This window comes from Acidobacteriota bacterium (assembly GCA_038040445.1).
GTDB classification, from domain to species: domain Bacteria; phylum Acidobacteriota; class Blastocatellia; order UBA7656; family UBA7656; genus Onstottus_A; species Onstottus_A frigus.
In genome coordinates this window covers 314,436-328,004 of record JBBPIG010000001.1, presented here as the reverse complement: position 1 = coordinate 328,004, position 13,569 = coordinate 314,436, and the positions used below count along the sequence as shown (strand labels likewise).

Sequence of the window (13,569 nt, the reverse complement as noted above, 5' to 3'; positions counted from 1 at the left end):
CTAAGTGCGTAGGATCGCAGGTCGGGAAGGGTGGCTTGCCCCCGCTCTTTTTCGTCAGTGTCCAGTTTGAGCAACAAGAGCGGGGGCAAGCCACCCTTCCCGACCTGCGACCCTTCACTCTCCAAGCTGAAGTCTCAATCCCTTGCTTTACCAGTGCTGGAGCGCGGCCAAGCCACCCTTCCCGACCTGAACCCTTCACTCTCCAAGCTGAAGTCGCGATTCTTTGCTTGACCAGCGCCGGTCCCCGGATAAGAAGATCGATTTGAACGCTCCCGAGGAACATACTCAGTGTGAGCCGCTTCTTGCTTCGGGTTTTGTTTTTAACAACCGCTCAGCCTCTTCAAGCGCAGCATCCCGATGCTGCTGAATATCCGATATCTTCAGCTCCACCGTCTTGTCCGGAGTCACTCCCGTTCCTTCGAAAGTGTTTCCCTTGGGGGAGCGGTAGCCGTATTCACTCACCGCAAGCTCACCCTTGCCCTTCACGCTTCTGAACTTCGATATGCCGAGCACGCATCCGCAACTCCGGCGGCCGACCACCATAGCGCGGCCGTTCTCCTGCATCACTCCGGCGAACAACTCCGAGCCGCTGCCCGAGCCTTCGTTCACCAGGATCGCGAGAGGACCCTTGTAGACCTGCTCATCGTCATCGGTGCGAACGTAGACCGATTTCCCCGCGCGCGTGCTGAACTTGCCAAATGCAACCTTCGAGTTGAAAAAGTAGCTTGCGATCTTCGCAACTTCTTCTGCTTCGCCGCCGGGGTTGCCGCGAATGTCGATCACGATGCCGGGTGCATCCTTGAGTTGTTCCAGCGCTCGCCGGAATCGTTTTCGGATTGGCGATTTCCAAAGCGTCAGCCTGATGTAGCCGTAGCCGGATGGTAAGCGGCGTGAGGTGACCACTCCGGTATCGGCGACGATGCGGCGCGTCAATGCTACATCCAGCACTGAACCGTCTGCCCGCCCGAGGCTCATTCGAAGAGTCGTGCCGGGGGCCCCGTCAACGATCATCCGGTACAGCCTGAGCCGAACGGCGCGATCCGTGGACGAGCCTGCTACGCGAGCGCGCGCATCGGCCAGTTGTTGGGAGACGGGCTTGCCGTCGATGGCAAGCACGATCATTCCTTCCTCGACGCCCGCGCGAGCGGCGTCTGAAACCGGCTCCACGCTTACGACGACCGGTTTCCCTTCAACCTCGTAGATGGAGACGCCGGCGCTGACGGCTTGCAAGCGTTCGCGCTCGCGGCGCTCTTCGGGGATGTGAAAGCGTGTGTGGGCGTCGTGCAGCTCGCCGACCATACGCTTGAGGAGTCCGTAGAATTCGTCTTCGGTGTTTGTCCGTTCGATGAGCGGGCGATAGCGCTCGCGCACACCGCGCCAGTCTACGCCGTTGAAAGAAGGGTCATAGTACTTCTCGTTGATGGTTTCCCAAACCTCCTCGAAAACCTCGACCCGGTCCTTGGGCGACAATGGATCCGATGAATCGCGGGCCGCGATCGAATGGGCGGAGTTGCCTGGCGGGCTACCGCTGCGCGCGCCACTCGCGAAGAGCACCAACGCCAGGAGGACAAATGTTGTGTATCGTTTGAACCGGCGCATGTTTTTTTAGAAGATCACAATCGCCTTCAATCTAGCAGACCACAGCCTGGCGCTATGCGCGCGAGGGCAGTCAACACCTGCACTATAACAACCAGGTTTTGTTGCTACAACGAAGGAGCGTCCTATCTCAGTTGACCGTTGTTCAACGAGGTTGATAGTTTCTAGCTTGGCTAAACCCGAGGATCGAGAGAGAAAGGAACTCATAGTATGCTTCCGTCTTTTCAGAACGAACCCTTCACCGACTTTGCCAGCGAGCGCAACGCGGCAGTGATGCGCGAAGCGATCGCCGACGCCGAATCTCAATTCGGGCGCGAGTATCCGCTTATCATCGGAGGCAAGCGCTACACGACCGGCGACATGCTCGCTTCAGTGAACCCATCGAACTACGAGGAGGTTGTCGGGCTCGTACATAAGGCCACCGTCGAGCTCGCGGACAAAGCGATCGAAGCCGCAACCGCCGCTTTCCAGGAGTGGAAGAACGTCGCGCCTGACGTGCGAGCGCGCTATCTGTTGAAGGTCGCTTCGCTGCTCCGCAAGCGCAAGGCAGAATTCAATGCGTTGCTCGTCCTGGAAGTGGGCAAATCGTGGGCGGAGGCAGATGGCGACGTTGCCGAGACCATCGACTTCGCTGAGTTCTACGCGCGCGAGATGATCCGCTACGGTCAGGAGCAACCGCTGACGGCGCTCGCCGGCGAGCAGAACGAACTCGACTACATCCCGATGGGGGTGGGGATCGTGATTCCACCTTGGAACTTTCCTCTTGCGATCCTCGGAGGAATGACGCTGGCCTCGGTAGTGACCGGCAACACCGTGGTGCTCAAACCCTCCAGCGAGAGCCCAATAGTCGCCGCGAAGTTTGTCGAGCTGCTGGAAGAAGTGTCGCTTCCGCCTGGTGTGGTGAACTTTGTCCCCGGCAGCGGCGCAAAGATTGGCGACTACCTCGTAGGCAATCCGCGAACTCGCTTCATCGCCTTCACGGGTTCGAAAGAAGTCGGGCTCCACATTAACGAGCTTGCCGCGAAGACCGCCGAAGGCCAGTTGTGGATCAAGCGAATCGTCTCCGAGATGGGTGGCAAGGATACGATCGTCGTCGATGAGACCGCTGATCTGGATGCGGCAGTTGATGGAGTTGTCGCGTCGGCGTTTGGATATTCAGGACAGAAATGCTCGGCGTGCTCGAGAGTAGTCGTGGTTAACCAGGTATACGATGAGGTTGTTGGCCGAGTCGCCGATCGAGCTGGCAAGCTTAAGGTCGGTCCGGTCAAGGAACAGGAGAACTGGACGGGTCCCGTCTCGAGCAAGAGCGCGTATGAGTCGATTCTGAACTACATCGAGATTGGAAAGGGCGAGGGCAAATTGATGACCGGAGGCGGCCCGCTAACGGAGGGCCAACGCGGATGGTTTATCAAACCGACGGTGGTCGGCGACGTGGAACCGATGGCGCGCGTCTCGCAAGAGGAGATTTTCGGCCCGGTCCTGGCGGCGTTTCGGGCGCGAGACTTCGACTCGGCGCTCGAAATTGCCAACAACACGCAATATGGTTTGACCGGCGCAGTGTACAGCCGCGAGCGTGGAAGACTCGAGCAAGCTCGTCGTGATTTCCACGTGGGCAATCTGTACTTGAATCGCAAATGCACCGGGGCCATGGTTGGCGCGCATCCGTTCGGCGGCTTCAACATGTCCGGCACCGACTCAAAGGGCGGCGGGCGCGATTACCTGTTGCTGTTTCTGCAGGCTAAGGCGGTGTCCGAGAAGCTTTAGCAGGCTGCTTAAAAAGTCGATGACACACAAGTATTCAGGTGCAATCCTACCAGCGCAGTTGGTGGATAGTTCATATTCGACATGGCTGTCATCAGCCGGAAAGTGACTCCGAGCGAAGAGTTAGGCTGGGTATAAACGAACCACCAACTGCGTTGGTGGGATTACCGGGACTCCCCGAGTTTCGTGTACAGTGAACTATCTATTCCGTGGGCAATGAGAATTATTGCTAAGCTACTTCTGGCGGTCCGCGGGTTCTTGACCACGGTTCTACCGCGCCGTTATCTTTAGTCTTATGCAGAGAGCAAGTGTTATCTTCCTACTCGCTGGCTGTCTGACTGCCTCGGCTGCCGCGCAGCAGACGGCGCCGGAAACGAAGACGAGCGTGCAAGTCCAGCCATCAACGCCGCGGGGCGGGTTCATCACTCCTTCCGAAGTAAACGTTCGCATCGGGGCCGACGTCAGGACCTTCGTTGTGATGGCGGCGTTGAATGTGGCCGGCTTTGACTATGAGACGGGCGATCAGCCCTTGTCCTCCGCGCGCGCCGCGTTGAGAAAAGACCTCGCCGCGCTTGATCCGCAGGTGAAGGAAAAGCTCGCGGCGTTTTACAAAGCACACAGACGGCCGGGCATGGACGAAACCGCCGATGCAGCCCGGTATGCCGCGCTCAGCGTGATGATGACGCAGCCTCCGGGTTTCACGATCTACCAGTCGTCAACAGACCTCGCAATCCCGGACGACTTGCAGCCTCTGCTCGGTTTTATCCCGCTGGTTCGAGAGTTCTACGTGAAGAGCGGGATAAGAGAACTCATTCCGAAATACATGTCGATTGCAGAAACGTCCGCGGCGGCCTATCGCATTCCAGTCGGCACGGTGATCTACGATGTCCTCGACTACTTTCATACGAAACCAGAAACGGTAATCAACATGCGCCCCCTGGTCATTACGACCGGCGAGGCGGATTTCAAAAAGCAAAAAACGACGGTGATCACTCGAACTCGCACGAGGCAGGTCTTCGTCATCCCCGATCCGCTTGCCGCGATGGATACTTCGACTGTGCGCGGCGACATTCTGAATCAGAGAGAAGACTTATTGTCGCGCAAGATTGGCGACGACTACATCGTGATTGTGGGACCTTCGCGAGCTGGTGCTGCCGATCCGGTGCGTCAGGCGATGATAAGATTCGTGATCGACCCGATGGTCGAGCGGCACTTGAAGGCTTCGCTCGAGTACAGGGATCCGATGCTGAAGCTGGTTGCTTCGGTGCCGACCGCGGCAAAGCAGTACTCGAACAGCGTGTATCTTGTCGTCCGCGAATCGCTGGCGCAGGCCACCGAGGCGAGGCTGCGGCGGATAAATACCATCGCTACTCGAGGAAGCTACACCGAGGACGACGCGGTGTTCGACCTTGCGCAAGCTTATCTTCGCGGCGCGGTGCTCAGCTTTCACTTCTATGATTCGCTAATCGGTTTAGAGAAGGTCGGCATCAGCATGGAAGACTTCTTCGATCAGATGGTGGCGACAGCGAAGTTCGATCGCGAGGCAGCGCGGCCGAGGGAATTCGAGCCCGTAGTAGCTCGCGTGTCGGCGCGCCGGTCTAAATCGTCGAAGAGCACAAATAGCGAAGGCGCCGCCGCCGAAGCGGCGATGGGTGCGATGGCAGCGAAGATCCTGAGGTCTGATGATCTGATCAGGGAGAAGCGGTTCAAAGAGGCGCGTTCGATCCTGGACGAGGTGCTGTCGGTGGAGCCTGGCAACGCCAGAGCCCTGTACGGGCTTGCGCAGGTCGTGACTCAGACGGCCTCGGCTGCTGAGCTCGACCCCAAGGCCGATGAGAACGACAAGATTCAGGCGCAGCATGAACGGCTCGAGCGGGCGATCAAGCTCTACCGGAAGGCGATCGAAAATGCGTCGAAGGATTCCGAGCGCTGGTTGATCCAGTGGAGTCATGTGTTTCTCGGACGAATATTCGATTTCCAGGAATTCCGCCCGGACGCGCTCGGCGAGTATGAGAAAGCAATCGCGCTGGGTCCCAATATTCCGAACGGCGCGTATAAAGAGGCGCAGGAAGGAAAAGAGCGCCCGTACGATCAAAAATAAACCCGACGGCGGTTCCGAGTTCAGGGTTCCGGGTTCGGGGTTTAAACCCGGAACCCGGAACTGTGAACCCTTGAACATTGAAGCGAAGCGATGAACTCTTGACGGTCACTGGTTGCGGCGGTTATCATCGTCGCCGTCATAGAAAACAAGAGAAGACCGTAAGACCTGCCCTGGAGTTACTGATAATCCTCACACGACTTTTTCCAAAGGAAAGGTGGAGATATGTCTGTCAGTTTGGGGATAAACGGTTCTGCGGATGTTCAGGTAGTAGCGGGTGAGAGCCTGGTGCTGCGGATCGCGGCCTACGATCCTAACGGAGTCAGCAAGATTTTCGTCCAGTGTTTTCAGTTCAGCATGGCGAGCTCCAGCAAATCAAAGCTGGCCGTGGGGGAGGTGTCAATTCCCCTTGAACAGAGTTACTCGCAGACAAGCTTTGACCTTACCATTCCGATTCCTGAAAACGCTGCTCTAGGAAAGTGGGGCGTCCAATTGATCGAGTTCACGAATCAGCGCGGGTACAAGTCATCGTTCTATCGCGGTCACGGAAAGTTCGACAAGGTTGTATTCGAGGTGGTGCCGCCTCCAAGCAAAGAGGATGAGTTGCTGCGCTTCGATGGAGTGGAGATTGCCGGACGGGGCCGCTGTGCGTGAGGGAGAGTCAACGATTTCTCACCCCCGTACTTTCAAGTGAAGTTCTGATGCGAGCAGATTGAGAATCTCGTCTACCCTATTCGATACGTCTGGAGCATCTGTGTTAGGTCGTCAAGGACCTTTGCTTGCGCCTCAATGATCTTGCCTTTCTTTGGGTTTGTCTCCCTCGAGCGCCTGGAGCAACTCGTAAGCGACCTTGATTGGCACGCCAAAGTTCGAACCGCCAAAGCTCTGATTCCCATCAACCGTGGCGAGTATCGCGGAGTTGATCGCAATTACCCGGCCGTCGCGGTCGAATATTGGACTACCCGATCCGCCTTCGGTGGTCTGAGCGCTATGGACAATGCGGCCCGGGAGAGCGTCGCTGATAGTGCCGGTGGTGGTCAGCGGCCTTATCAGACCGCGCGAAGCCAACCCCGCAGCTACTTCGATAGCGCTTTGGCCTCGGGTGCGCAGTATCTCGCGCCGCTCCGTTTCTTCAATGCGCTGAAGCAGCCCGTCGACTCCGGTCGGGTAGCCCAACAGCACCACCGGTTCGCCGATTATCGAGCTGGGATCTTCTTTACTCAGAGGGAAGATCGGCAGCGCCGCTTCACCCTGATCGAACCTGCAGAGAGCAATGTCATATCGAGGTGAGGTTGCTGCCACTTTCAAATCAAAGGGCGCCTGCCGGGAAGGGAAGAAGGCCTCGAGTGAATCCAGCCTTGGAGTAAGGCCGCCGCCCTGATGCAAGATGATCTCGGCCATCTGATCGGTCGCCCACGGCTGCACGACGTGTTTGTTGGTCGCGATCACGCCTTTCTCTACCACGAAGCCCGTGCCGGTGTAGTCTATTTGGACCGGCGGTCCGGCGCCGTCAACAGAAGCTTGCAAATTGCCGCTCTTATCCACGGGCATATCGCTGATGCGGTCCGCCGTTTCGTATCGGAGCACGCGCCCGGTGCCGCGCTCGACGAAAGTGTAGCTGCCTACTATCAGGCAAACGCCCGGACTGTACAACTCAGCGATCTTCTGGGTGAACCGGCGCATCTGGTCGCTGACTTCGCGGAGCCTCTCGATCTCCTCTTGCTGTTTGCGGATTAGTTCCTGGTCCTGTTCGCGCCGGGCCTGAACCCCCGCAATCTGCTCTCCGAACCGATCAGTCTTGTTGGTGTTGCGGATCAAGGTTACCAGGCTGAACGCGATTACACCGAGGGCCAGTAGCAACACTGCCGCTACCCCAGTCAGGCCGAGCAACTTCGCCTTGCGAGGGATTTCAGCCCAGAGGCTCGCGGTAAGCTCTTTGACGAACAGCGTAGCCGTAAGCGGATGAACAGACTGCCCTGGAATTCTGTCGATCTCGGCAACGTTGCGGCGAACGGGATGGGTGGCCGAGAAGTTCTCCGGCATTACCTGGAACAGCACGCTCGCGCTAGCCAGCCCGTGCCCAAAGTGGATAGCGTCGCCGTCGTGCAACGTGTATCCTGCGGCGGTTTCATCCGCTCCGAGTTCTTCGCCGTTGATTGTTATCTCGAAATGGTTCTTTTCAATATGTGGCACGAGGTGAAATGTGTTTTCGTCGTCATAGATATCGGCAATTACACCCTCGGGAAGGGAACCACCCTCCTCGGGAACGAGCTTCACGTCACAGGCATCCGAAGTGCCCAGCGTCACGTGTTCTTGTGTAAAGATTCTTGTCTTACCCTTCTCTGAACCTGAGAGGTAGACGAACATCAACCGGCTCATTCTTTTATTGCGCCTCGCTGAATGAATAATAACATCAGTGATTTAAACTTGCAGCGGAAAGATTGACAGCGCTACGGGCGCGGACTCTTAGTTTGTGGAATCGCCTTCGAGGTTGCTTGCAGGATTCACCCAAGTCTTTCCAGAATGCACCGCGGCTCGACGACGATTGTCTTGAATGAAGAGAGGCGGACCAGGCCGGGCTTTGAGCGCGGCGGCTTTGAAACGAATTTCTTCTGAGTGTAGTGCACTGCGGCTTTACCCTCGCGCTTAGCCTGCGAATAGAAGGCCACCAGTTCGGCCGCTTCAGCGATCGTCCGGTGAGGTGGAGCGTTGCGGGCCGGATTGCGAATGATCGCGTGCGAGCCCGGATAGTCCGCAGCGTGAAGCCAGATGTCTTGCGGCTTGGCTACGCGGAACGTGAGCGCGTCGTTGTCGCGGTCGTTCCTTCCTACCACGATTTCATACCCGTCGCTCGACCTGAACCTGCGCCCGAAAGCATAGCCGCCTTTTTCCCTCGTGCGCTTATTCGTGTCGCGCCGGGCGCCGCGCGTACCGCCGATCAGTCGCTCGGCCGCTTTACCCACCTCCGCGATGGTATTTGCCGTCGGCTCCTGTTCGAGCCTGGCCAGGAGTTGTTTCAGTGGCTCAAGATTGTGGGAGACTTCGCGCTCTCGCGTAGCTATTGCCGTGAGAGCGCGTCGCGCCTTTTGATATCTCGCGAAATAATCAGATGCCGCCGCTTTCAACGTGGCGCCTTCGGGTATCTCAATCTGGATTTCGGCTTGGCCGGGGTCGTAATAATCCACAACGGTGACTCGGGTTTCTTCGATTCGAGCGTTGGCCAGGTTGGCTAAAAGCAGATCGCCACAGCGCTTTAGCTTCTCAGGGTGTTCGAATCGAGCGCGGTCGACTTCGATCGCCTTGACGGCCGATTCTCGCTTGCTGACCTCGCGCTCGATCGACTGCTTCAGCGCCGCGTACTCGACGCCGAGCGCCGTCGCGCGGCTGCGCGCGCTGTAGTATTGGTCGGCGGCTTCCGAGAGAGACGAGAATTGATAACGCTTCAGGCCGCTGCCTTGAGCAAGCTCGATATGTGAAAGTAACAAATCTGTCCTGCGGTTTATGACTTCTTGCCCGATCCGCTCAAGTGGCAATCGCGAATACACGAGAGGCAGCGGATCGCGATCGAACAAGGCTTTAACTAAGGACATAAAGGACGCTGCGGGACTCGCGTCCTTCGAACGAGCTAGAAACTCATTTCTGAGTTGCGGCCCGAAGCTCGATCCGCTTCCAAAAAAACGATCAAGCGCTTCGGACTGGGTGATTGAATCATTCAGCTCGGCAGTCAGACTTGCCGGATCGAAGGTCTCGACGGATGGGATGGGAGCAACTGATTGCCCTGGGGCGTGTTGCTCGAACAGCATCCCCATGACCGTTCCGTTGGCGTCGATTAGATAAGCGTTGGCCGAGCGTCCGGTGAGCGCCAACACCAGCGAGGTCTGGATTTTGTTATCACCCGCGTCCAGTTTCTCGAAATCGATTTGGACGATCCGGTCACGCGGCTCTTTCCGGAGTTTTACAAGCCTCGCGTCAACGATGTGTTTGCGCAGCAATGAAAGAAAAAAAGTCGAAGTGTGCTTTCCCGTGAAAACTTGAGCGGCGATCTCAGTAGAAAGATAAAGAGCCGGATCGGTTCGATCCAGTGAAGCTAGCAGTTGCCGGCCGCCGGTTAGGCGCAGATCAAAGAGCAGGGTCGAATTTGCGAGTGATATCCGAACGACCGTGCGCCCCTGCACCTCGGGCATCACTTCTTGCGCGAGCGCCGACAGATAGAAGTTATCCACGCAGTAATATTACTTGAGGAATACTCAGGACGAAATAAGCGCGCGCGCAATACTCCAGCGGCATCTAGCGACGCGGGCGCGGATTGCCGTTTTAGAAATCTCGAACGACCACGGTGCCAGAGATAAAATCCTGCCACCCTCGGTGCTTGCGATCGAACGCGGCCCAGAGGATTCCGGCCATTGCCGGCGCGGCGGCAAGAAAGTAGCCGGCCGTTCTGAATAGGGCTTGGGACGGGGAGGGAGCTTCAAAGGAACGCGCGTCTACAACGCGGGTGTTCGTTAACATCATGCCGAAAGTTCTACCGCAGAGGCATTGGGTCAGCGCAAGGTAGAAGAACGCTATCAGCGCTACGATGGCTCCGGATGCAAGCCTCGTCTTGGCAATTGAAAAGCTGCCATCCGCAATCATTATGAACGCCAGAAACGGCGAGCAGCTAACTGCCACGGCGAGAAGATCCACGAGGTCTATCACCGCGTGTGTGAGAATCGAGGGACTCTCGTTTCGCAGAAACTCAGCGCCGAGCGCCTTATCGACCTTTCGAACCTCAGCTTCCAGATAATCCAGAGGCTCGATCTCATCGAGGACCAACACTGAAGCCCGCTCAACCGTTTCGCCGGCGGGTGATGTCTGCGAGTCGGTGAGATCAGCGATCACCGTCGTTTCCGGGCGTCGCTTTTCAGGGAACGACGCCTCGACGCGCGCAGACTTAATAATTGGAGGTTGAATAAACTCGGGCCTCGGCGCCGGTGTGAACTCGACCCTTGACTCAATTTCAGGTTCTGGAGCTAAGGCTCTCGCGGTTGCCTGGCGATCGCCTGCCAGCGAGACTTGCGAGCTCGCTTGAACGGACCGCGCGGGTTCGATCTTGGGTAGCGCGGCGCGGCTGGCGTTTTCGCTTGCTCGCTTTACGCGAGTAAGGGCAGCTTCCACGATGTTGTTGCTGGACCGTCGAGTGGGAGTCGCGGGCGACTCCGGTCGTTGGTTCGATTCGGATCGAGCCGTCGAAGCGCGGAGGCTCGCATCCCTGCCGTAGGACGTCCGAGCTTCTTCCTGTCGCGCGCCCACGCCAGCGGCGGGGGGCTCAACGTCGAAGGAATTGATCAGTTGTTCGCCAGAGGTCTCAGCTTGCGAGCTGGAAGCGCTACGATTAGCTCGTATAGCCCGGACCTTCTCGTTGAGTTCGAGGCGCCACGCGGGAAGCGAAGGCGTTGGTGCTTCGACCGGCGGTGAGACGCGCGCCCTTCTGGGAAACTCTAGCAGTCTTGAATCTGTGGACGTTCGGCCCCGCCTTGATGTGGAACGATGACAACGTGGGCAGCGCGGAAACGTGCCAGGAAACTCATGCCCGCAACCATGACATTTCATGCTAAAACCACCTCGATATTTGGGGGGGCATCCTGGTGAGTCGCGCGCGATAGTACCAGAAACTTCGCGCCAAGGTCAACACCAAATGTTGGGCAAAGAGCACATCCGGGCACATTATGCTGAGGCTAACGGCTTATCAAGCCGAAAGCCTCACAAAGGCCGCGATACTACCTGCCGGTAAACTAGTGTCTACTCTTTCGAGGCGGCTTTTCTCGAAGACCCAGTTGTTGCCCCGGGTGCCGCCGTTTCTCCGGAGGAGGCGGGGGTGAGTCCGAGCGCCCCGCGAACCTCGGCTTCGATACGGCTAGCCATGTCGTGGTCTGACTTGATGACGTTTTTGGCATTCTCGCGTCCTTGCCCGAGCCGTTCACCCTTGAAGCTAAACCACGCACCGCTCTTCTCAACGATTCTGTTTTCGACTGCCAGATCGAGCAGGTCACCCTCCCGCGAAATGCCTTCGCCGTACATTATGTCGAATTCTGCTTCTTTGAATGGGGGAGCGACTTTATTTTTGACGACCTTCACCTTTGTGCGATTGCCGACCGCCGAATCGCCATCCTTGATCGTACTGGTGCGTCGGATCTCGAGCCTGACTGAGGAGTAGAACTTGAGTGCGCGGCCTCCGCTTGTCGTCTCGGGATTGCCGAACATCACGCCGATTTTTTCGCGTATCTGGTTGATGAAGATCAGGCACGTGTTGGAGCGGGCGACCACGGCCGTAAGCTTTCTGAGAGCCTGTGACATCAGGCGCGCCTGGAGTCCAGGCAGCGAGTCTCCCATCTCGCCCTCCAATTCAGCACGGGGAACGAGCGCGGCAACCGAGTCGATCACAAGCGCGTCGACACCATTTGACCGGACCAGTGCCTCAGCGATCTCGAGCGCTTGCTCGCCGGAATCGGGCTGCGAGATGAACAGATCGTTAACGTTGACGCCGAGCTTTTCGGCATACTTCGCATCCATTGCGTGCTCGGCGTCTATGTAAGCGGCCACGCCCCCCGCCTTCTGGGCTTCTGCAACTATGTGAAGAGCGAGCGTCGTCTTGCCGCCAGACTCTGGGCCGTAGATTTCCACGATTCGTCCGCGAGGCACGCCTCCAATCCCGATGGCCGCGTCCAGACTCAAACAAGAAGTGGATATCGCTGGGATATCCAGTACCTTTTTTTCGCCCAGACGCATTATCGAGCCCTTGCCGAACTGCTTCTCTATACCTGCAATCGCGATGTCTATAGCGCGGTTACGCTCGGTTCGATCGTCTGCCATTTTTGTGATCCCTTTATGTGTGGAATGCACCCAGGAAGGCCACTATACCAATTTGGAAACCGACTCCACAAATGAATTGAACGGGTTCGCTAGTGAATCTGGTTCTCTAGCATGAAAAATCTGCGCGAAGTCGCAAACCCAGGACATCTCCCCGCGCCAGAGCTCGCATTTGTAACCGACTTCGCCTGGCCGCTGTCTAAGCCGTAGCGGGGTTCACTTGTTAGTACGGTCCAGTTCCGGGCGAATGTAGCCGGAGGAGACGCGGTGCTCGCAGAGCCCGCCAAGGCTCGGATCAATGAGAGAGTCTGAATCGGTAAAGTAGGGGTTGGCGCCGGGGCCAGGCAACCTGTTGGCACAAAGGTTGCACAAATGCTTTGCGACCGCCGCCAAAATGGCGTTTGCCGAGTTGTTTCCCGTGCAAGAGGCAACTCGGAAGTTTCTTGAAACAAAAGAATCCGAGTCGCGTTTGAGGGATGGATATCGCGCACTCTTGAGTAGTCGGTGGAGCGCGACGTTCAGGCTCAGGATGATACAGTTACGAACGGGTTCAGAACAGACGGGGGTTGGAGAGAAAGAAAATGGCTAAGAACAATCAAGTAAGACAAATCCGCAGCAGAAATCAGCCGGTAGAGGCACCAAAATTGTCGGCGCTCGGCGCCGATGAGCTTAAGGCCGTCGTTCGCGATGGGCTGGTCGCGATGAACATGACGGAGCGGGAGGAATTCATAGCAACGCTGGAAGCCGAAATGAGGCGTGCTGGCTTGAATATGCGCTCATATCTGGTGCCGCTGGGGATACCGGGGCGTAGCCCCGAGGACCTCACGCCCACCGAGGTCGCGCACCTCATAAGATTTCTAAAGCTCAACGTCTCTCAGGCTATGCGCGCGATCGACCGAGCGCTGGCGCATTACGGGAGTTTTTCAGCGAACGATGGAGGGAAAGGCCATCGCATTGCCGCATAACGCTCTGACGAAGTTGATTAGTCAGAATGCCCGCCCGGCTGTACCGCAGCTTGGCGGGCATTAAAGTGTGAAGAAACTAATCTGCTATCGTTGATCCGGTCCCTTAGCGGCTGAGACCAGGCCGCGAGCGCAAAGCGCGGGCGCTGAGTTGGGCAAGATTGCCTCAATCGCTGCGTCGCAGGCGTGGCCGTCTTGTTTACGCAAGCCGTCCGCCCCTCCACTTTCTAAACGGCTCATACCTAATGTAGTATTCCTGCTGCAAGCCGACTAGCGTTTGCTTCCCCCTGCCGTAAAGATAGGAGA

Annotated in this window: 9 protein-coding genes; 4 read left to right on the top strand and 5 right to left on the bottom strand. The window is 57.4% G+C overall.

Annotated features, from left to right (window positions below):
- Positions 1–285: 285 nt before the first annotated feature.
- Positions 286–1,599 (bottom strand): S41 family peptidase, encoded by a 1,314-nt coding sequence (locus AABO57_01400; protein MEK6284378.1) that lies wholly within the window; start codon positions 1,597–1,599, stop codon positions 286–288.
- A 207-nt stretch (positions 1,600–1,806) separates the two neighbouring features.
- Between AABO57_01400 and pruA the strand changes: the two genes are divergently transcribed.
- The 3 genes from pruA to AABO57_01385 all read left to right on the top strand — a co-directional run bounded on the left by pruA (position 1,807) and on the right by AABO57_01385 (position 6,109).
- Positions 1,807–3,360: an L-glutamate gamma-semialdehyde dehydrogenase gene (gene pruA / locus AABO57_01395; protein ID MEK6284377.1), complete on the top strand. Its 1,554-nt coding sequence runs from the start codon at positions 1,807–1,809 to the stop codon at positions 3,358–3,360.
- Between the two features lie 382 nt (positions 3,361–3,742).
- A complete protein-coding gene (locus tag AABO57_01390; protein MEK6284376.1) occupies positions 3,743–5,458 on the top strand; it encodes a hypothetical protein in 1,716 nt (571 codons plus the stop codon).
- A gap of 222 nt (positions 5,459–5,680) precedes the next feature.
- Positions 5,681–6,109: a hypothetical protein gene (locus AABO57_01385; GenBank protein ID MEK6284375.1), complete on the top strand. Its 429-nt coding sequence runs from the start codon at positions 5,681–5,683 to the stop codon at positions 6,107–6,109.
- Positions 6,110–6,241: 132 nt separating this feature from the next.
- On the opposite strand, the gene AABO57_01380 is transcribed toward AABO57_01385, so the two are convergent.
- The 4 genes from AABO57_01380 to recA form a co-directional block, all read right to left on the bottom strand.
- Positions 6,242–7,834: a trypsin-like peptidase domain-containing protein gene (locus tag AABO57_01380; protein MEK6284374.1), complete on the bottom strand. Its 1,593-nt coding sequence runs from the start codon at positions 7,832–7,834 to the stop codon at positions 6,242–6,244.
- Positions 7,835–7,959: 125 nt separating this feature from the next.
- The gene (locus AABO57_01375; GenBank protein ID MEK6284373.1) at positions 7,960–9,678 is read right to left on the bottom strand and encodes an NFACT family protein; all 1,719 of its coding nucleotides are present in this window, start codon (positions 9,676–9,678) and stop codon (positions 7,960–7,962) included.
- A gap of 91 nt (positions 9,679–9,769) precedes the next feature.
- Positions 9,770–10,609, bottom strand: a complete 840-nt coding sequence (locus AABO57_01370) for an RDD family protein (protein MEK6284372.1) — start codon at positions 10,607–10,609, stop codon at positions 9,770–9,772.
- Positions 10,610–11,233: 624 nt separating this feature from the next.
- Entirely contained in the window at positions 11,234–12,304 is a 1,071-nt protein-coding gene (gene recA, locus AABO57_01365; protein ID MEK6284371.1) for a recombinase RecA, read from the bottom strand.
- Between the two features lie 578 nt (positions 12,305–12,882).
- Between recA and AABO57_01360 the strand changes: the two genes are divergently transcribed.
- On the top strand, positions 12,883–13,266 hold the full coding sequence (locus AABO57_01360; protein MEK6284370.1) for a hypothetical protein: 384 nt from the start codon (positions 12,883–12,885) through the stop codon (positions 13,264–13,266).
- Positions 13,267–13,569: the final 303 nt, after the last annotated feature.